23 protein-coding genes are annotated in these 20755 nt (G+C 36.6%); 4 read left to right on the top strand and 19 right to left on the bottom strand.

Annotated features, from left to right (window positions below; translation table 11 throughout):
• Positions 1–218 precede the first annotated feature (218 nt).
• From ACFO3L_RS03230 to ACFO3L_RS03165, 14 genes are all read right to left on the bottom strand, one after another.
• Complete coding sequence (locus tag ACFO3L_RS03230; protein WP_379963777.1) at positions 219–2396, bottom strand: transglutaminase-like domain-containing protein; 2178 nt, start codon at positions 2394–2396, stop codon at positions 219–221.
• On the bottom strand, positions 2386–3393 hold the full coding sequence (locus ACFO3L_RS03225; RefSeq protein ID WP_379963775.1) for a DUF58 domain-containing protein: 1008 nt from the start codon (positions 3391–3393) through the stop codon (positions 2386–2388). Before ACFO3L_RS03225 ends, ACFO3L_RS03230 begins: the two co-directional genes overlap by 11 nt.
• Positions 3394–3396: 3 nt before the next feature.
• Entirely contained in the window at positions 3397–4332 is a 936-nt protein-coding gene (locus tag ACFO3L_RS03220) for an AAA family ATPase (RefSeq protein ID WP_379963773.1), read from the bottom strand.
• 140 nt (positions 4333–4472) lie between these two features.
• On the bottom strand, positions 4473–5084 hold the full coding sequence (locus ACFO3L_RS03215) for a helix-hairpin-helix domain-containing protein (protein ID WP_379963771.1): 612 nt from the start codon (positions 5082–5084) through the stop codon (positions 4473–4475).
• 58 nt (positions 5085–5142) lie between these two features.
• Entirely contained in the window at positions 5143–5763 is a 621-nt protein-coding gene (locus tag ACFO3L_RS03210; RefSeq protein ID WP_379963769.1) for an HAD-IA family hydrolase, read from the bottom strand.
• Positions 5764–5777: 14 nt separating this feature from the next.
• Complete coding sequence (locus ACFO3L_RS03205; protein ID WP_379963767.1) at positions 5778–7127, bottom strand: PFL family protein; 1350 nt, start codon at positions 7125–7127, stop codon at positions 5778–5780.
• A gap of 14 nt (positions 7128–7141) precedes the next feature.
• The gene (locus ACFO3L_RS03200; protein WP_379963765.1) at positions 7142–7408 is read right to left on the bottom strand and encodes an ACT domain-containing protein; all 267 of its coding nucleotides are present in this window, start codon (positions 7406–7408) and stop codon (positions 7142–7144) included.
• A 213-nt stretch (positions 7409–7621) separates the two neighbouring features.
• The gene (locus tag ACFO3L_RS03195; RefSeq protein ID WP_379963763.1) at positions 7622–8344 is read right to left on the bottom strand and encodes an amino acid ABC transporter ATP-binding protein; all 723 of its coding nucleotides are present in this window, start codon (positions 8342–8344) and stop codon (positions 7622–7624) included.
• Positions 8337–9797 carry an ABC transporter substrate-binding protein/permease gene (locus ACFO3L_RS03190; RefSeq protein ID WP_379963761.1) on the bottom strand — a complete coding sequence of 487 codons (1461 nt, stop codon included), beginning with the start codon at positions 9795–9797 and terminating at the stop codon, positions 8337–8339. The genes ACFO3L_RS03195 and ACFO3L_RS03190 overlap by 8 nt, the downstream gene beginning before the upstream one ends.
• A 170-nt stretch (positions 9798–9967) precedes the next feature.
• Complete coding sequence (locus tag ACFO3L_RS03185; protein ID WP_379964065.1) at positions 9968–10801, bottom strand: cation:proton antiporter domain-containing protein; 834 nt, start codon at positions 10799–10801, stop codon at positions 9968–9970.
• Between the two features lie 478 nt (positions 10802–11279).
• Positions 11280–11855: a DUF4256 domain-containing protein gene (locus ACFO3L_RS03180; protein ID WP_379963759.1), complete on the bottom strand. Its 576-nt coding sequence runs from the start codon at positions 11853–11855 to the stop codon at positions 11280–11282.
• Positions 11856–11869: 14 nt separating this feature from the next.
• Positions 11870–12415, bottom strand: a complete 546-nt coding sequence (locus tag ACFO3L_RS03175; RefSeq protein WP_379963757.1) for a DNA-3-methyladenine glycosylase I — start codon at positions 12413–12415, stop codon at positions 11870–11872.
• A 14-nt stretch (positions 12416–12429) separates the two neighbouring features.
• Positions 12430–12801, bottom strand: a complete 372-nt coding sequence (locus ACFO3L_RS03170; RefSeq protein WP_379963755.1) for a DUF2200 domain-containing protein — start codon at positions 12799–12801, stop codon at positions 12430–12432.
• Positions 12798–13703 (bottom strand): aminoglycoside 6-adenylyltransferase, encoded by a 906-nt coding sequence (locus tag ACFO3L_RS03165; protein WP_379963753.1) that lies wholly within the window; start codon positions 13701–13703, stop codon positions 12798–12800. The genes ACFO3L_RS03170 and ACFO3L_RS03165 overlap by 4 nt, the downstream gene beginning before the upstream one ends.
• Positions 13704–13845: 142 nt before the next feature.
• Here ACFO3L_RS03165 and ACFO3L_RS03160 point away from each other — a divergent pair, with 142 nt between their 5' ends.
• From ACFO3L_RS03160 to ACFO3L_RS03145, 4 genes are all read left to right on the top strand, one after another.
• Positions 13846–14385 (top strand): C40 family peptidase, encoded by a 540-nt coding sequence (locus tag ACFO3L_RS03160; protein ID WP_379963751.1) that lies wholly within the window; start codon positions 13846–13848, stop codon positions 14383–14385.
• A 190-nt stretch (positions 14386–14575) separates the two neighbouring features.
• Positions 14576–14776, top strand: coding sequence for a helix-turn-helix transcriptional regulator (locus ACFO3L_RS03155; RefSeq protein WP_379964063.1), 201 nt, complete (start codon positions 14576–14578; stop codon positions 14774–14776).
• Complete coding sequence (locus ACFO3L_RS03150; protein WP_379963749.1) at positions 14773–15135, top strand: hypothetical protein; 363 nt, start codon at positions 14773–14775, stop codon at positions 15133–15135. Before ACFO3L_RS03155 ends, ACFO3L_RS03150 begins: the two co-directional genes overlap by 4 nt.
• A 12-nt stretch (positions 15136–15147) precedes the next feature.
• Positions 15148–15426, top strand: coding sequence for a DUF3784 domain-containing protein (locus tag ACFO3L_RS03145; RefSeq protein ID WP_379963747.1), 279 nt, complete (start codon positions 15148–15150; stop codon positions 15424–15426).
• Between the two features lie 50 nt (positions 15427–15476).
• Here ACFO3L_RS03145 and ACFO3L_RS03140 read toward each other — a convergent pair whose 3' ends face one another.
• The 5 genes from ACFO3L_RS03140 to ACFO3L_RS03120 form a co-directional block, all read right to left on the bottom strand.
• Positions 15477–16367, bottom strand: a complete 891-nt coding sequence (locus ACFO3L_RS03140; RefSeq protein ID WP_379963745.1) for an ATP-binding cassette domain-containing protein — start codon at positions 16365–16367, stop codon at positions 15477–15479.
• Complete coding sequence (locus tag ACFO3L_RS03135) at positions 16367–17245, bottom strand: ABC transporter ATP-binding protein (protein ID WP_379963743.1); 879 nt, start codon at positions 17243–17245, stop codon at positions 16367–16369. Before ACFO3L_RS03135 ends, ACFO3L_RS03140 begins: the two co-directional genes overlap by 1 nt.
• Positions 17246–17248: 3 nt before the next feature.
• Positions 17249–18070, bottom strand: a complete 822-nt coding sequence (locus ACFO3L_RS03130) for an ABC transporter permease (RefSeq protein ID WP_379963741.1) — start codon at positions 18068–18070, stop codon at positions 17249–17251.
• Positions 18067–19029, bottom strand: a complete 963-nt coding sequence (locus ACFO3L_RS03125; RefSeq protein ID WP_379963739.1) for an ABC transporter permease — start codon at positions 19027–19029, stop codon at positions 18067–18069. The genes ACFO3L_RS03130 and ACFO3L_RS03125 overlap by 4 nt, the downstream gene beginning before the upstream one ends.
• Before the next feature lie 62 nt (positions 19030–19091).
• On the bottom strand, positions 19092–20666 hold the full coding sequence (locus ACFO3L_RS03120) for an ABC transporter substrate-binding protein (RefSeq protein WP_379963737.1): 1575 nt from the start codon (positions 20664–20666) through the stop codon (positions 19092–19094).
• Positions 20667–20755 lie beyond the last annotated feature (89 nt).

Below are 20755 nucleotides of genomic sequence, written 5' to 3'. Positions count from 1 at the left end.
CTTTTGAACGATTCAAATTTCAAGGAACAATCAAGGCGCTTCTTATTAATAACTACGTCTTTTTAAAAGAGTATTTTTATTTAACATAAAAAAGACTGCAACATAAGCCACAGTCGTAGATTTGTATGAACTTTTATTGGTTAATATCTCTACTGTTAACGACTTGAATTCGATAGAATAAATCTAGCTCGCCGGTTCAGTTCAGTAAAATTTGATTGTTATTTAACTGGCGCTTTTATTTTAGTTTGACTAATTTGTTTGGCCAGTTGTTTTATTTTCATGAGCTGTTCTTTATTTATAACCGATTGTCGGCCATATAACTGAGCCTCGTATATTTTCGTTACATCAATAAACTTTTGATTAAAACTTGGAATAACTTGTTCGACTTGGTAAGCATACTCAATTAATGACTGATTGTTTTGCCTTTTTACGACAGGCTCAAACTGTTTTAATAAATAGGGATAAGCTGCTTCAAATGGTTGTTTTTTCCATCGAAGTAATAAAATTGTTATGAGATACACACGCCACTTATAAAGATAAAAAGTTCCGAAGGCTAAGAACAAAATCGCTATTGCCCCTATCAATCGCCCAAACAGTTGTAACGATACTCGTTCATTGTTCTGTTCTGCTTGGACAACGGTATCGCTTGATTCAGCTTCTTCTACAATAGACGCGGTTTCATTCGTTGAGTCCACTTGTTCTTCTGTAGAGCTTTGCCCTGTACTTTCTGACGTTAGATTCGTTGTCTCTACTGTTTCATCCTCTTCTTCTTGTAAAGGTTGAGAAAATGAAGGTGTCGGTTCAAATGGTAGCCAACCATAGCCCTCGAAATAAACTTCAACCCAGGAATGGGCGTCGTTGTTGCGAATAGCATAACGGATTCGGTCTTCTTCAACCGCCATTGGATCACCAGAGGCAAACCCTTTTACCCAGCGTGCTGGAATCCCAATTGAACGCAACATGACTGTCATAGCCGACGAAAAATGGTCACAATACCCCACGTGTGACTCAAAGAGGAAATGCGCCACAAAATCTTGTTCTGGCTCAGGATAGAGCGCATCGACTTTCGAATAACGGAATAAATCATCTGTTTTCAAGTAACTCTCAATCGCTTGAACTTTTTGAATCAATGTTTTTTGTTCGGCTACTAAACTTTCTGTCAATGATTGCACAGTCATTGGTAAAGAATCTGGTAATTGTAAGTAGTTAACTGGTCCTTTGGGAATACTCAATGGAACACTCGCCAAATCACTCAATGAATAATCTAAATCTTGCCAGTTCATCAAAACATAAGCCGCTTCAAGTGATTCTGATGCATCAATTCGGTCTGAATCAATCGAATGAGACAAACCAATTTGCTCATTTGTTTGTAAATTGATTTCGACTAATCCATAAGGAATCGGCAAATAGGTGCCTTGATAAGCAATTTTAACTGCTATTTCTTCTGGTAGAGTTAGCTGTTGCTTGCTTTCAAATGTCGCATAAGTCATTTGATTCACTGATTGATCAGACACCGCTCTTTCTCTTTGACTCGTTTGCCAACCACTACCCGTGTATAAACTCTTACTTTCAACCCGCCAATAATGCCCTTTCGTTTGTAGAGCTTCAAAAACAATTTGATTATCATCAAAAATGGGTCCTCCTAATTGTTCATCATTTTCACTAAATCCTGTTCGTGTAGCTTTTGGTAAGCCTTGTTTTTGAATAAAGTGATAAACGCCTTTGTCATTTAACCAATTTCGAAAATGACTCGTTTGAGACAAAATCGCACGTTGCGCATCTTCTTTCGGTAAATAGACTGCGCTAACTGCAAGGATAACTAATAGAAAGATTATCGGGAAAAAACTTCGATGGGGGACATTTTGTTTTTGCTGATTCAAATAAAAGTGTTGCAGTAAACCGACTGCTAAGACCAACAGGATTGGTAAATAAAAGTTTTGTGAGTTATAAATCGCTAAAATCAATAAGTAGCCTATTAAAAATAAAACACTAAGCCAAACTTGCTTAAACTCAACCAGTAATTCGATTAAGATTAAAATTGTAAACAGCAGTAAAACAGCGGCCATTTCATGAGGTAAAAAATTAGCGCGCCCACTAACAAATATTTGAGAAACTTCTTGTAACTTAGCATAAAAATTCGCTAGCCATGGAAAAAATTTCGTCTCAGACATGGGGATTAAAATATAGAGTCCTCCAAGTAAACTGATTAAATAAACGGGATAGCGCAGAATTTTATAAGGAATGAGTAAGGCCGTTAGACTAAGCATTCCGACACTAATAAAACCAACCCATTTTTGTTCAAAGTTATAAATCGTTAAAAATTGATAAAAAGTCACCGAAAAAGCCCAATAGGACGTTACGGTCAGGAAAAGTTTCTTTTGAATTCTAGAGAACATCTTTAGGCTCACCTCCACTCATGACTTGTTCATAAGGAATTAGGTGAAAACGTTTCGCTTGAAAAAGTGTTGCTAGCTCATCGGTGACCTCTGGGACAAAAATACAAATATTTTCATTTTCACGATAAGGAATCATTGGTAAATCATTTAATGGTTGAACACTTGCAAAGTCAACCAGCGATTCAATCTGATAACTAGTGGTTCCTTCCCCCATCAGCATAAATCTTGCTTGTGTTGGATATTCTAGAAAAATTGTATAAAAAAGGCTCAACATTTCCTCAAAATAAATACTTTCAATTCCATAAAAAACTAGCAACCATTTACTTGGTTCGTCATTTTCATATTCACGAGTCATTAATGTCTGCATCCGGCTAGAAGTTTTCCAGTCAATTTGCTTAATCGATTCCCCTTCACGATATTGACGATAGTTTTTTAAAGTAAACGTGGGCTCGCCATAAGCTTTTTTAGACATCAGATGTTCAATGATTGCGATGCCTTGATCGACAAAAGAATGGCGTAATGGAAGGACCACCCACTCAACGGGCATCGTCATCTGAATTGTTCTAGGAAAGCAATGTAAAAAATCGTGTGTTTCAAATAAAACATTTCGACTTTCGATCAGCCCTCTATTTATCGGCTGCCACGCCACTTTAAGCTTTTTTTCTTGCCCCAAATAATTACTTAGTTGTTTTGTATGGCAAATTTCAGAAAAAGAAACATTTAGTCTATGAAAATAAAGTGGCATTTTATATAAACTGTTGATTAACAACTCAATCGTCACAAACTCATCGACAGCTAAGCGCAATGGTTTTTGACTCCTCACTTGAAGTAAACGTAATGGCGTAATCAGCGACAGTATTTCAAGTAATAGGATTAAACTTAGGAACCAAAATAGTATCCAACCTGTTTGATTTGTAAAAATAATAGCATATAAAAAACTGATTACATAAAAGAGGATTAAGAGACTTAGCTTTAGAATTGGTTTTAAATATTTCACGTGTTACCTCCTAATCGGGACAGGAACGCTACTTAAAATGTCTTCAATAATCGCTTGATATTCTTTATGATTAGCTCTGGCGTATTTAAAATGAAGGCGGTGCCCAAATACTGCCGGTAAAATCATCTGTAAATCTTTCGGTGTGACAAATGTTCGCCCTTGCGTCATAGCAAAGGCTTTTGCTCCACGGATAAAAGCAATACTTCCCCGCGGACTAATCCCCAGCGCAATACTCGGATGTTGACGCGTTTTTTGAATCAGTGCCAAGGCATATTTTCCGACGACTTCATCAACGTAAACGTCATCAACTTGTTCTTTTAAACGGATAAGTTCTTGTTCGTCCATCACTCTAGAAATAACTTTTGATTCAATTGTCTTATTCAGCATCAATTGCAGTTCATCTTCTTCAGAAGGATAGCCAATTGCTAATTTAAATAAAAAACGATCGAGTTGTGCTTCTGGTAAAGGATAAGTTCCTTCATATTCAATCGGGTTTTGCGTTGCTAATACAAAAAAATTGTCAGATAGACGATAGGTTTTGCCATCAATGGTGACTGATTTTTCAGACATCGCTTCTAATAAGGCTGCTTGCGTTCGTGGCGTTGTTCGATTAATTTCATCGGCTAATAAAACATCGGTAAAAATTGGTCCTTGGCGAAATTCAAATTGATTGGTTTGACTATTTAAGATCGAAACACCTAAAATATCACTTGGCAGTAAGTCAGGTGTGAATTGAACTCGAGAAAAACGCCCGTGTATCGCTTCAGCAAGTGCTTTAACGAGCATCGTTTTGCCGACTCCTGGCACGTCTTCAAACAAGACGTGCCCACCAGCTAGTAATGCCGCAACGGTTAGTTGAATAACTGTCCGTTTGCCTAAAATGACCTTTTCAACTTCATCAATTAATTTAGTAATACTAATTAAATTTTCCTCACTCAAAGCGATCCCTCCTACGAGCTATTATTTAGTTATATCCTATCATATTCACTCAATTTAAACGAAGATATCTTATTTAAAACGGCTTAAATAATAAAAACTTACAAGAACTCGAATGGTCTTGTAAGTTTTACGACAAAAGATTAAATTACGATGGAATCTTTTAATTTTTCAAATGTTTTTTCTCCAAACCCTGAAACCTCAAGAAGCCCTTCAATACTTTTAAACAAACCATTTTCTTCACGATAAGCAATAATCGCCTGTGCCTTGGATGGACCGACACCAGGAAGTTGTTGGAGTTCCGTTAGATCGGCCGTATTGATGTTGACTGTCGTTGATGACTGTGACATGTCCTCTTCATCTTCAACCAATTGATCGATTGAAAACGTTAGTTCATCCTGATTCGGCACGTAAATCATTTGTTGATCACTCAATTTTTCTGCTAGATTTATTTGTCGAACTTCTGCATTTTCTGTAAAGCCACCTGCCAATAAAATTAATTCATTTAAGCGAGCATCATGAGCCAATTCATAAACGCCGGGTTGTTTAATTTCACCTTTAATATCAACTAAAATCACCAAGTCCTCTTGAGCTAAATCGGTTGACTCGGTGACACTCGAGACATTCGATTCAACCGTTTCCCATAAAAGTTCCTCTTCATTCGAACCTTTTTGATACATAAGAAAAACAATACCAAATAAAAACGTTGCGATTGTACCAACTATGATTAATATTTGTTTCTGATTAATTTTCAAAAATATCCCTCCTTTAAAAGGAATATACGAAAAAAGCAAGTTGATTTTCTCAACTTGCTTACCTTTGAAGAATTTTTAAAATATCGTTCATCGAAAAGACACGATAATCCGCCTGCATGTCATCCAACAACGCTTCAACATCAAAAAATATTGTGGCTACACCAGCATTTTTCCCAGCCTCGATATCGAGTTTACGGTCTCCAACCATGACTGTTTCGTTTGGATCCATGCCATATTTATTTAAAAAGTAATTTAAGGAAGTTGGATCGGGTTTTCGCGGGAAATCTTGATCAGAACCAACAATTTCAGTAATTAAATCATGAAAGCCATCTTGTACTAACATCGTTTCAGTTGATTTTAACGTCCGATGAGTCAAAATAAAGTTTCGTCCATGTTGATTTCTGATTGTTTCTAACACCTCGATTGCCCCTGCAAATGGCAGTGACTGTCGAGGATCTTGGTTTTCAATTTTCTTAAAAGCTGTTGTAAAAAGGTCAAAATCAAGGCCATATTCCTGAGCAACAGCTTTAGAGGATTCACTCTTTAATAAATAATAAATCCGTTTCCTATCGCCATCAATGGCAAAATCTTGTTTCAACGATTGTATAATACTATCTAACATTACCGGATACGTATCATATAACGTACCGTCAAAATCCCAAATAAAATTCTTAAACATCCAAAAACTCCTGTCTAATTCTTAAATGAATGAATTGGCGCTGGAATACGCCCTCCACGTTGAATAAAATCATACGATTTGGCTGGATTGACTTTCATAACGGGAGCCGTGCCTAATAAACCACCAAATTCAATCATATCACCGACTTGACTATCTTTGGCCGGAATGATTCGAACTGCTGTCGTTTTATGATTGATAACGCCAATCGCTGCCTCATCAGCAATCATTGCAGCAATTGTTTCAGCTGTCGTTTCACCTGGGATTGCAATCATATCTAAACCAACCGAACAAATCGCCGTCATCGCTTCTAGTTTTTCCAAATTTAAGAAACCATTCTTTACCGCTTCAATCATTCCGGCATCTTCTGAAACTGGAATAAATGCACCCGATAAGCCCCCAACATGATTACATGCCATCACGCCACCTTTTTTAACGGCATCATTTAGTAAAGCCAGAGCCGCTGTAGTACCATGTGTCCCAACGGATTCCAAGCCCATTTCTTCTAAAATATAAGCCACACTATCTCCAACTGCCGGTGTTGGCGCTAATGATAAATCAACAATCCCAAATGGAACATCCAAACGATCAGAAGCGACTTTGCCAACTAATTGCCCCATTCGTGTAATTTTAAAAGCCGTTTTCTTAACCGTTTCTGCAACGACATCAAAACTTTCGCCACGAACCTTTTCTAATGCTCGTTTTACAACACCAGGACCACTCACACCGACATTGATTACGCAGTCGGCTTCTCCCACACCATGGAAAGCTCCCGCCATGAACGGATTGTCTTCAACCGCATTTGCAAAAACAACCAGCTTAGCACAGCCCATATCGGATGCCACCGCTGTTTCTTTAATAACTTGCCCCATCAATTTAACCGCGTCCATATTAATCCCTGTTTTTGTTGAACCAATATTAACAGAAGAACAAACAAAATTGGTTTGAGCTAAAGCTTGAGGAATTGAATGAATCAATGTTCTATCTGCTCCTTGATAGCCTTTTTCAACTAAAGCACTATAGCCACCAATAAAATTAACTCCCACCGTTTGTGCTGCACGATCGAGTGTTTTGGCAATTAGAATACACTCTTCTTCTGTTGCATGAACAGCTGAAGCAACAATCGCAATTGGTGTCACGGAAATTCGTTTATTAATAATTGGAATCCCGTATTCCAATTCAATGCTTTCCCCAACAGCAACTAGGTCTTTCGCCTTGGTAGTAATTTTTTGATAAACTTTTTCACATAAGGCATTAATATCACTGTCCATGCAATCTAAAAGGGAGATTCCCATAGTAATTGTCCGAATATCCAAATGTTCTTCTTCGACCATCCGAATCGTTTCTAAAATATGATTGACTTCCATCTTCCAACCTCCAATTATAATTTATGCATCGCTTCAAAAATTTCTTCATTTTGAATGCTGATTTTCACACCTAACGTTTCGCCAACTTCAGACAACGCTTTTCGTGTGTGCTCAAAATCTAATTGCGGATTTAGTTCGAGAACCATCATCATTGTAAAGTAGTCTTGCATAATCGTTTGTGTCACATCAACAATATTAATATTTAATTCTGCTAATTTTTGACTCACCCCAGCAATAATCCCTACTTTGTCTTTTCCAATAACTGTTAAAATACCACGCATCTAACCACTCCTTTTTTCTTTTTATTAGTATAGCACAATCACTAATAAAAAATGTGAAATTTTTAACGTTTATCTAAGAATAAACGAACATTTTTTTAATTTTAGATCCAATTATCCATTTTTGAACAAATCTTTAATAGAAATCGCTTATCCATGATTGTTTTTAGATGCCAAAAAAGGATTCCTTTATCAACGATAAAAGAATCCTTTTTATTACAAGACTTTATTTAAAAAGTTTTGCGTACGTGGATTTTTAGGAGCGCCAAAGATTTCACTTGGTGTGCCCTCTTCTTGAATAATGCCTTCATCCATAAAAATCACACGGCTAGCTACTTCACGTGCAAAGCCCATTTCATGCGTCACAACGACCATCGTCATCCCTTTATCAGCCAAGTTTTTCATGACAGATAAAACTTCCCCAACCATCTCTGGATCAAGGGCTGAAGTCGGCTCATCAAATAATAAGACATCGGGATCCATTGCTAATGCACGAGCAATCGCAACCCGTTGTTGTTGTCCACCAGAAAGACTTGCTGGATAACTATCACTCTTGTCCTTTAGTCCTACTTGTTCAAGTAAATTTAAAGCTTTTTCTTTTGCTTTTTCTTCGTCTTCTTTCTTAACTTTAATCGGGCTAATCGTTAAATTTTGTAAGACGGTTTTATGAGGAAAAAGATTAAAACTTTGAAAAACCATGCCCATTTTTTGACGTAATTGATCGATGTTGGCTTTCTTTGCCAAAATATCTTGTCCCTCAAAGACAATTGAACCGGACGTCGGTTGCTCTAAAAGGTTCATACAACGTAAGAAGGTACTTTTTCCGCTACCAGAAGGCCCAATAATAACGACCACTTCGCCTTTTTTTATCGTTAAATCGATCCCTTTTAAGACTTCATTTTTGCCAAATGTTTTATGTAATTGATTAATTTTAATCATTCGTATTCATTCTCCTTTCCGCTAGACCTAGTAGACGCGATAAGCTAAAGGTTAAAGCAAAGTAAATTAACGAAACAACGACGTATGGCAAGAATGGTTTGAAACTTGCGCCTTGAACGTTACCTGCTTGGAAAATTAATTCTGAGACACCAATAACTGAAACAACTGATGACTCTTTAATAACTGTGACAAATTCATTTCCTAATGCTGGTAAAATATTTTTAATCGCCTGCGGTAAAATAATATGACGCATCGCTTGTGCTTGATTCATTCCTAATGAACGCGCGGCTTCTAATTGACCACGATTGACCGCATTAACCCCAGCACGAATAATTTCTGCCACATAGGCTCCACTGTTTATTGATAGCGCAATGCAACCGGCAGCTAATCGTGAAACTTCAAATCCTAAGATCCCTGTTCCAAAGTAAACAATGAAAATTTGTACAAGTAAAGGTGTTCCGCGGACGTACTCTATATAAATTGTTGCTAAAATACGCATTAATTTATTTTTAGCTAATTTCATAAATGCAAGCAGTCCACCTAACAGTGTCCCGAATAAGACCCCAATGAAAGCTAAGAAAATCGTATAACCTGCGCCACTAATATAAAAAGGTAAATATTTCTTAAAGAAACCTTCATCGTCTTCGATTAAATATTGGTTAGCTTCTTCTTGATAGCCCTCTAATAAATTATTATCAATAATTTCTGTAATTGAAGCATTAATTTTCTCTTCTAGAATCGGAGCATTTTTCGAAAAAGCAACCGCAACATCTTTATTTGCATCTTCAAAAGAAGCCTCTGAAAAAATGATATCATCATGGCGGTCAACGTAACCTTTAGCAACTGGTCCTTCTAAAATCGCACCTTCAACCTTTTTGTTTTTTAAATTTAAAATGACATCTGGAATTTTTTGTAAAGAAACAGTCGAAGCATTCGGCATTTCTGACAGAGCCAATTCTTCTTGAGTCGATTGTTTTTGAACTGCGACTGACAAACCGTCAAAATCCTCAATTGAGACTAATGAGTCTTTATTTTCTTTGCGGATTAACAATTTTTGTTCGATTTTCATATATGATTTTGAAAAACTAACTTCTTTTAAGCGTTCTGGCGTTGGTGACATACCTGAAATAATCAAATCGATTTTTCCAGTTTGGAGTGCACCAAGAAGTGCATCAAATCCCATTGCCTCAATTTCTAATTCGGCACCTAAATCTTCCGCAATTTTTTTAGCAACAGAAATATCAAAACCGACAATTTTTTGTTTTCCATCAACTTCTGCATAAAATTCATAGGGGGCGTAGTCAGGTGATAACCCCACGATCAAAGTCCCTCTTTCAATAATTTGGTCATAGGCTGGATCTTCAGTAGTTGCTCCCACATGAGCCGTTGGTATAAAGTAACTGGCTAGTAAAAGTAAACTCATGAAGAAGAAAAAGCCTTTTTTAATTTTCATGTTTTATTCATTCCTTTCAATATAAATGTATAAAAATACATTAAAAACGCTAATAAGCATACCACAAATCAGCTAATTGGAGAAGGATTACTTACTCAAAAATCCATTTTTCTTTTAAAAAAGCAAAAAACAACAAACGGACAAGTCACTTATCCATTTGTTGTCGCACTTTATTTTTTTAATCGCGGCATTTCGCCTGACCATTCAAATGCTTTTTTAGCAACAATCACCGCGATAATTTCATTTAGAATTGCAGCTGCAGCAATAGTTCCTTGAATAATTACGGCTGATTTTGGGTCAAACATATTCAATGAACTCACAGCAATTCCCGTAAAGACTAACGACACACCAGAGTGAGGTAATAACGTTAATCCCAGATATTTTTGAGCCGTTTTAGCACCAAAGTAGGCCCCACTATATTTTCCGAAAGCCCGAGAAAGGATATAAATCAAAGTAAAGACTCCCGCACCTAAAATCAAATGATAATCTAACGGTGCTCCTAGGTTAACAATTACGATTAATAGGGAGATACCTAAAATTGGATTGAAAGCACTCATAATTTGGTGCAATCTTTCTTTTGAAACAAGATTCGCAAAAACAGCTGAAAAAGCCATCCCGATTAACATGAAGTTAATCATTTCTGCACCTAACACTTGTTGATTAATGTAAATACCAACCGATCCGGCAATTAAGATGAATGAAACGAGTAAAAGCTGCGTTTGAATTTTTGATCTTTCTTTTTTTAAGAAAAGACTTGAAAGATAACCAACAACAGAACCGATAGCCATTGGTAAAAGAATCATAATCGACAAGGTTGCACCCAATGAAGTCGATTGATTGCCATTTTTCGTTGCTGTGATAATCCCATTAATACTAAAAAACATGATAATTGCGATGACATCATCTAAAACAGCCATCGGAATCAACGTTTTCGTAACAGGTCCATCGGTTTTAAACTCTCTAACAATTGATAACGCAGGAGATGGAACGGTTGCTAGCGCGATACTTCAGAAAATCAATGATAAATAAAGAGGAATCTGCATGAAGTAAAAAATAGCTGCAAAAATCAAAGTGACAATCAAAAAAGCTCCAAGAGATTGGGTTAAAGTTGTTATTAAAATCTGTTTCCCTGATTTTTTCAAATCTTTCAAGACCAATTCAGTCCCAATCATCAGTCCGACGCTACATTCGAGCAAACTTAAAAGCATTTTGTACCAACCAGCCGCTAATAGTGACTCCCCCCATTAAACCAAAAGCATGAGGGGGCCTAGAGCCATCCCGGCTAACAACCATCCCAAAATTGCTGGCATTTTAAATTGGTGACAATTTTTCCCATAACAAATGCAATAACTAAAACCATTAATAATTTAAAAACTAACAAGATCTGACATTCCTTTCACTAATGAAGAAAATAATATTGATAAAATAAATCTCTACTTACTTTCTAGTTTAGGACAGCTTCTTGACTTTTCTATGAATATTTCAAGAATAAGGTACACTTGTTTTTCCACGAAAGCCACGATTGGCATAGTAAGAATCCGCACCATTGTGATAGGTAAAAGTACGATTATACCTTTTATCACCAAATAAGGCTCCACCAAGATTACGAACCTCTATTGGTGTGGCTAACCAACTTGAAGTTTTTAAATCAAAAGTTCCTAGTGTCTGTAAATAGCCATACTCTTCTTCGGAAAGTAACTCGATCCCCATTTGTTGCGCACAATTTACTGCGCTATTTTCTGGTTTATGTTTTTTTCGTGCATTTAAAGCAACATCATCGTAACAATAGCTGCGACGACCTTCCGGGGATTCAGCTGAACAATCGTAAAAAAGATAGCCCGATTGCTGAAGATCGACTGCCACAACGTCCGGTTCGCCTCCAGTTTTTTCCATTTCTAAAAGAATCGCAAGTACCGCTGGGTTATTTTCTAGTGCCTCTTTAACGGGGGCCCAAGTTAATTGCGGATGACGCTCCATATGTTTAGAAAAACGTGCTTCGAGGATAACAATTAATTCGTTTTGGGTTAAATGACTTAAATCTAGCGTTTTTTTTACCATATTCTCAACTCCAATTATTTGTATTCACAAGACTCAAGATGGTCATTGACCATACCAATCGCTTGCATAAAAGCATAAATTGTCGTACTACCTATAAATTTAAAGCCCCTTTTTTTCATTTTACGACTAATTTCATCAGATAATGTTGTCTTAGCAGGAACTTCAGATAATTGCTGCCAATGATTCACCTGTATCTGATAATCATTAAAGCGCCAAAAATAGTTATCGAAACTTCCGAATTCTGCTTGTATTTCTAATAATAATTGTGCATTATGAATCGCCGCTTTAATTTTCAAAGGATGTCGAACAATTCCAGGATTGTTCATCAAAGCTAAGTATTTTTCCTCATTATAGGCAGCTACCTTTGCAATTTCAAATTGATCAAATGCTTGTCTAAAATTTTCTCTTTTATTTAATATTGTTACCCAGCTTAATCCTGATTGCATGCTTTCAAGGACGAGCATCTCAAAAAGTCTTTGGTCATCGTGAATGGCTTTGCCCCATTCATTGTCATGGTAAGCTTTTTCAAGTTGACTGCCATTTGCCCAATCACAGCGCATAAAATTCCCTCTTTCTATTCTGAATCTCCAATGATTGTTGCGCGTAAAATTTTATCCATTTTTTTACCTTTTGCAAGCTCATCGACTAATTTATCTAAATAGCGGATTTCTTTCATTAGAGGGTCTGCAATTTCTTCAATACGAACACCACAAATGATACCGGTAATTAACGAGCGGTTTTCATTTAATTTCGGCGCTTGTTCAAAAAAAGTCTCAAAATTTGTTTCTGCTGCTAGATGTTGTTCAATTTCCACTTGTTTATACCCTGTCAACCATCGGACAACTTGATCGACTTCTTCTTTCGTACGGCCTTTTTTCTCAACTTTGGTAATGTATAGTGGATAAACACTAGCAAAACTCATCGTATAGATGCGGTGCTTCTTCATTTGTCATTCTCCTTTTTGTACATCTGCGTTAAATATCTTTGCATATTCTGATCTTCTACCAAATTATAAGAAAATCCCAAACTTTCAGCAATTTCTATGCCTAATTCTCGAAATAAATAGCATGCATTAAAAATTGCTTGCCAAATTGCCTCTGGATTTGGATTAGGATAAGTCTTTAAATAAGCTTCATAACGCTCTTTCGTTAATAACATTTCGTAATATTTACCAAATAATCCTGTCGTGATTTGAAAATTATTTTTTTGGGCAACCGACCAGTCAACTAATTGAAACAGTTGTGGATGTACAATTTCATAATACATCTTTAACACGTATGGTATTTGGTGCCGATTTAGTCCTTTGGCAACATTATTCAAACACCACCAAAATTCGTTACAGACACCATGGAACTCGATCTGTGATGGTTTTTGAATCCAATGAAACTGGTCATTTGCTTTCGCTAAATCAGGTAAAAAATCATCTTTATCCAATAATTTTATTGTTAACGTATCTTCTAAGTAACGATCGAGCGCAACTTTTTTGATATCTAGATGTAAATCAATCCGATTACCATCACTAAAAAGCATCAACCAGGTGTAAGATTCTTGTTCATTGTGATCCCCTCCCCAACCGAAAGCTTTTGAATTCGGTTCTTGCATCACCGCAATCTCACCGAATTTTTTTAACCATTCGGGGTTATTCAAAAAGGGAATCACGTCATTCACCACGTACACAATATCAAAATCTTGATATTCATCTTTTTTGACATTAGGATTAGTACGAGAACCATTTAAATAAACGGCACGAATCCGCTCATCTTGTTTGGCAATCTCTAAAATCATTTGGAACATCTCTTCTTCTGTTCGCATTTTTTCACCTTCTTCAATTAATAAACCGCTAGCCATTCTTCCTTATAATTATAACAATTTATTTTTTATTTATCATATCTTTTTCGAGCCTAGTAACCTATAATTAAAACAATGGGCTTTAAATCTGATTGATATGTCAGATGCTCTGATTTACTCAAAAAATTGGGAGGGAAAGTTGTTGGTAAGAAGGGATCATAAACACGTCTATGTTGTCCTCTCGGGTACGGATACGGTTCTTGGAAGAATTATTCAAAAGAAATTAGGCGTCAGCTATAACCATTGTTCAATTTCATTAGATGAAGATTTAGAGCGAATCTATTCATTTGGTCGAAAAACATACTGGCATGTTTTTTCATCTGGCTTTGTTAAAGAAAGCAAAAGCAGTGGATTTTATAAACGATTTGGTAGCACACGAATCATCGTCTTAAAAATTCCCGTAACAAAAAAACAATGGACCCGAATCAAAAGACGAATTGCAACTTTTAAAGCGGAGCAAGATTTATATCGTTATAGTTTAATTGGACTCATTTATTGTGATTTAGGCATCGATGTTAAAAGGAAAAACAAATATTTTTGTTCACAGTTTGTAACAGAAGTTCTAAATTCATCTGGATTAAATTTATTTGATCGGCCAGAAACTTTGATTCGGCCGCACGATTACTTAAACTTAACTGAACCCAAAATTATTTATTGTGGACAAATTCGGAACTATGAATGAAGAGAAACACTTCGACATAATTTCATGTCGCAACCACTTGCTCAATAAAGTGCGTAAAAAAATAGGTCTGTGATTTCTGTCGCAGACCTATTTTTTTGTCAAAACACGTAACATATAGTTTACACAAAGTAATATATATGTTACCATCTAGTCTATAAAGGAGGTCTTGATAATGAAGAATATTCAAATTATGAATCGAGTCAAAGAATCTCGTCTACAACTCGGTGGTTTAACTCAAAATGAACTTGCAAAACAAGTTGGTGTCACACGTCAAACAATGCATTTGATTGAAAATAATAAATACAATCCGACGATTAAAGTTTGCCTACTCTTGGCTCAAGCGCTTCAGACATCAATTGATCAACTATTTTGGATGGAGGAACAAAAATGAAAAAAATAATGACATACGTCCCAATCATACTTATCATCATCTCATTGCGCTTCGTCGGAGACTCATTACTGGCAAAAATATTTTTAGGCATCTTACTTACGATTGCTGTCTTTGCAAAATATAAAAGACATCAACTCTCTGAACAAGAAGTCGAGTATGACGAACGAATTGAAGCAAATATTACAAAATGGTCATTAAAGACACTCTATTTTTTTAATAGCTTATTAATCGTTATTTTATTGATTGCTCAATCGCAATTATTTCCACTATCGATTGATCCTGTCTTTCTTTTACTTTTTTTAATCGCAAGCTTAGTCATCCCTTTTTACTTAATTCCTGTCATTATGAAAAAATTATAGGAGGAAACAAAAATGATCAAAGAAACAATTATCCTAGGCAGTTTTTTATTAATCTCTGGTTACTTGATTGGAATCAAAAAAGCAACGTGGCTTCTAGCTGGCTATAATGAAAAAAGAGTCCTTGATAAGGATAAATTAGCAACGATTGTTGGCATCACTTACGCTATTTTAGGCGCAATATTATTGCTAACAGGTTTATTAGGACTTCCTTTTGCCGAACTTTTCGCACTAATTGCTGTTGGAATTATTGTCCTACAAATTATTTATGTCCAAATAAAAATGGTCCGCTAAAAAAGGCGACAACTCCAACTTAAACATTGGTGTTGTCACCTTTTTAATTTTTATTCTTGGTCGACTCGTACAAAATGATTGGCAGAAACTTCAAGCCATTCAAATTTTTCAGCCAACTCAATTTTTTGTTGAATAACCTTTTTCTTCATTGCTTCCCGTGCTAATTTTGGATCAGCAATCGGAGCGGCTGCTAATAATTTTTTAGTATAGCGATGTTGTGGATTGTCAAACAACTCGTTCGTTGGACCTAATTCAACTAATTTTCCTTGATACATTACCGCAATTCGATCAGAAATATGACGAATCACTGATAAGTCATGGGAAATAAATAAGTAGGATAAACCATACGATTCTTGTAATGATTTTAAAAGTTGAATGATTTGCCCTTGAATGGAGACATCTAATGCTGAAGTTGGTTCATCACATAAAATAAAAGCAGGACGGTTAACGACAGCACGAGCAATCCCTATTCGTTGTCGTTGCCCACCACTAAATGAACGCGGAAGTTTATGAATGGCTTCATCCTTAATACCAACCGTTGCTAAAATTTCAATTGCTTTCTCACGAGCAACGCTTTTTGTATCATTTAGTAAGGGTTCCATGACTAATTCAAGTGCCGTCATTCCAGGATTTAAAGCAGAATATGGATCTTGAAAAATAATTTGCATTTTTTGATACAAACTTTTTTGTTCTTTTCTCGATAAATGAGCTATTTCTTTTTCTTCAAAAAAGACTTTTCCCGAAGTCAGATGCTCTAAATTTAGAATACTCCGACCTAATGTCGTCTTCCCACTGCCCGACTCGCCCACTAAACCAAGCGTTTCTCCTTGTTGAATACTCAATGAAACATCATCAACAGCCCGAACATCACTACGCTCACCTCGCCAGTTTTTGGTCGTAAATACCTTTGTTGCTTGTTCAACACGTAATAACTCTGCCATCAAAATCCCTCCTCTTGCGCGAACCAAACTCGATGTGTTTCAGAGAGTTCTTTTTGGTATAACTCTTCCGGTAAAGATTGATTGTATGAAAAAGATGAAAGGATAGACTCTTTATCACCTAAGTGAGCAGCCTGAAGCAGTTGTTTCGTATAAGGGTGCGTAGCTTGATAAAAAATCTCATCGACGGTCCCTTCTTCGACAACTCGTCCTTGATACATAACTTTAATCAAATCACACATACCGGCAACGACGCCTAAATCATGTGTTACCAAAATAACTGACAACATTTTTTCTTCTTGTAATTGTTTGATTAGGGCAAGAATCTGTGCCTGAATCGTTACATCTAATGCAGTTGTTGGTTCATCCGCAATGAGTAATTTGGGTTCCGCTAGTAAAGCCATTGCAATCATCACACGTTGCCGCATGCCACCAGATAATTCGTGCGGAAATTGCTTCATCCTTTTTTCAGGTAATGAGATACCCACATTTTCTAATTCTAATACCGCAAGTTTCTCAGCCTCTTTTTTAGACATTTTTTTATTACGCTGAATAACTTCGACTAAGTGATAACCAATTCTTCTCAATGGGTTCAAAGAGGTCATCGGATCTTGAAAAATCATTGAGATTGGTAACTGTTTTGAAATTTCCTCTACCTGTCCGTCAAAAATAAATTGCTCAAATGAAGCAGTTACCTTATCTGGTAAAATATTTAGAATACTTTTCATCGTCATACTCTTACCACTACCCGATTCACCGACAACTCCAACAACTTTCCCTCTAGGCACGGCTAAATCAATATCCTTTAAGAGGATTTGTGTTTCTTTTTTATGATGGTAAACAGCCTGTAGCCCTTGAATTTCTAATATATTTTGATTCATGAACTAGACCTCCCTTTGCAAAATAGCTTTAATCATATCCCCGAGATTATTGAAGGAATAGACAGTTAAAACAACAAAAAGGCCTGGTAAAATGGCCATATACGGTGCTCGTTGTAAACTGCTTTGCGCATTTTGCAATAAACTTCCCCAAGAGGCCATCGGTTGCTGGATACCTAAGCCTAAGAAACTCAAGGCTGATTCAGTCATGATGGCACCTGAAATACTAGCTGATGCTGCGACAATTAACGTAGGTAAAACGGCAGGAAACACATGCTGGAATATAATTTTCCCAGCAGAATGACCGATAAATTGACCATAAAGAACGTATTCCCGTTCCTTAGCCGCCAACGTTTCCCCTCGAATGAGCCGTGCAATACTCATCCAAGAAAATCCACCGATTACAATAATAATCGTCGATAAACCAGGACGTAGAAAAACACTTAACACGATAACTAAAACTAACCAAGGAATGGCCGATAAGACATCCACAATGCGCATTAAAAGATTGTCGATCCAACCACCAAAATAACCTGAGACCAAGCCAACCAATGTTCCAATTGTTGTTGCTGTAATCATCGCAAGGACACCGACAAGTAAAGAAACACGCCCTCCATAAATTACCCGAATAAAATAGTCACGTCCAACTTCATCAGTCCCAAATAAATGACTCCAACTTGGCGCTTGTGACATATTACTGACGTCGGTTGCATTGGGATCAATCGGTAAAATTGGTGCAAGTAATGACAAAGATAGAAGTAAAAGTAAATAAATTAAAGAAAAGGTGTATACCGGAGATGAAAATACAATGCTTCGAAATTTACTCATGACGTACGCCCCCTTTTGCGAATTCTAGGATCGACGATAGAATAAAGCACATCGGATAATAAATTACCTAAAATGACTAATGTAGCGGAAAGTAGCATCATCGCCATAATCACCGGATAATCTAAACTTTTCGTAGCACTCATTAAATAAGGTCCTACGCCAGGCCATGCAAAAATCGTTTCCGTAATAATGGCACCCGTAACTAACATTGGTAAAGCTAGACCAATTTGCGTGACGATTGGAATTAAAACATTTCGGCTAATATGGCGACTAAAAATCTGCCATTTGCTTGCATGGAATGCGCGTTGAACCGTTACGTAATCTTCAGAAACTTGTTGCATCGTCGAAGAACGAATATAGCGCGTTAATTCAGGGAAGAAGGCAACGGTTAATGTGATGTAAGGTAAAATAAAATGATTAAAATAATCGGCTAAATCCCCCTCTTTACCAACTGTATGCATACCGATAATTGAGAACCAATTTAAACGGTAACCAAAGAAGTAAATTAAAATCATCGCAAACCAAAAAGTTGGTACAGCAATACCAATCGACGCAACCCCATCAATTAAACGATCTAAAAACTTTCCTTTATTTGCACCGGCTAGTAAACCTAAAGTAATCGCAATAACTAAAGCAGTCACATAAGCTGGTAAAACTAAGCGAATCGTATTAGGAATTCGAACCAACATTTCTTGAGCAATGCTTTTTTGTGTTACAAGTGAATAGCCCAAATCGCCTGTTAAAATATTTTTAAGCCAGACAAAGTACTGCACTAAAAAAGGTTCGTTTAAGCCATAGCGCTCTCTTAATAAATCAATTTGCGCTTGTGACATATTAGGTGTTGTCATGGAATCGATGACATCATAAGGCGCTAAATGAATGAGTGAAAAAACAATAAATGAAATCACAAGTAGCAATGGAATGGCTTGTAAGATTCGTTTTAGGATATATTGGAACACCTTTTTCATCCTCTCTATTTGTTTATCGAAAAAGGCTGTGATCAACAATCACAGCCTTTCACTTACTTAATTGTTAATTTTGATAGATCATCAAATGTATAAATCGGAATTAAACCGGCATCTTCTACATTTCCAATTCGATTATTTACAGCTAAAATCTTTTTATTGTCGACAATTGGATAAATACGAGCATCTTCTGCAATCGCACGTTGTAAATCGTCGTATAGTTCTTCACGCTTGGCTGAATCAAGTTCAACAGCTGCTTGAGCAAACAATTGATCTGTCACTTCATTTTTTGTTTGGAAATAATTCGCACTACCATTTGTTTTGAAAAGTGAGCCATAAAGATCGGGGTCATTTCCCATAATATAGCCACCTAAGAATAAGTTGTACTTCGTTGAGTTTGGTTTTTTTAATTCAGTAAAAATCGCAGTTCCGTCGCCACCTTCTAATGTAACGGTAATACCTGCTTGTTGTAATTGTTGTTGAATCAAAGTTGCTTGGATTGTTTGGGCAGGATCGGTCGAACTAAATGCAATATTTAGTTTTAAATCCGTCACACCGGCCTCTTTTAGTAATTCTTTTGATTTTTCAATATTCGTTTCATATTTCTCAACATCTTCCGTTGCAAAGGGATTATTTGGCGGTAAGAATGAATAAGGTGTTGCATAATATTCTTCATCTAAATAAGCGGCTTGATTCAGTTCACCTTTGTTAATTGCAAAAAAGACTGCTTGACGAACTTTCGGATCTTGCAAGGCTTCCGATGCTGTATTAACCCCCATATACCCAACACGGTTTTCCGAATACGGATAAGTTGTAATCGCGTTACTATCTAAATCAGCAATATCAGATGGTAAAACCACCGCTGCATCGACTTCACCTTTTTGTAAAGCCACTTTTGCTGTATCCGTACTTTCAATAATTCGTAGAGTCACATTTTTAATGTTCGCTTGGCCGCCATAATAGTGTTCATTGGCTTCAAACGTCAAGTATTCACCACGTTTGTATTCTTTTAAGCGATAAGGACCAGTACCGACAGCAGGCTTTGATAAGTCGTTGACTGAAAAATCTGCTTCATCTTTAAAGATATGTTCAGGAATAATAAACGTTTCCGTTACAATATTATGTAATGCAGCTGCACTTGGCGATGGTAAGTTAAATTTAACCGTAAAATCATCGACTTTTTCAATCTCAATTGGTTTATCGTCTAACCAAAGTTGATCTGCGTTCCCATTTTCTTTTTTGACTTTTTGTTCATAGGTAAAGACAACATCATCGGCCGTAAAATCTTCACCATCCGACCATTTTACGCCTTCTTTTAATTTAACCGTTAAAGATAAACCATCTGCTGCCGCTTCAACGGATTCGGCTAAGGCATTACGCTGTGTCCCGTCTGTTTCAACAACAACTAATGAGGAGTAAAGCATATTATTCATCGTTAACCCCCAACGATCACTCGTGTTAATCGGGTTTGTCGATGATGGATCTCCACTAATCGCATATGTGAACGTATCTGTATCCCCACTAGCAGCTCCTCCGCTAGTATCTGTATTACTAGTGCCTCCTCCGCACGCAGCTAATAAAAGCCCCGCTGCAATAATCGTTCCGGCTAACCATTTATTTCTTTTCCCCATTAATAAATCCTCCCATTATTTAATTCTATCAAAGGTTTACAATATTTTCCCTTTGATCAATGAAGCAGAACCAACAACAACAATCGCCC

The organism is Enterococcus eurekensis (assembly GCF_042654605.1).
In the GTDB taxonomy this organism is placed as follows: domain Bacteria; phylum Bacillota; class Bacilli; order Lactobacillales; family Enterococcaceae; genus Enterococcus_I; species Enterococcus_I eurekensis.
Note: the sequence above shows the minus strand (reverse complement) of the source record. Positions and strands in the feature narration are given on the sequence as shown.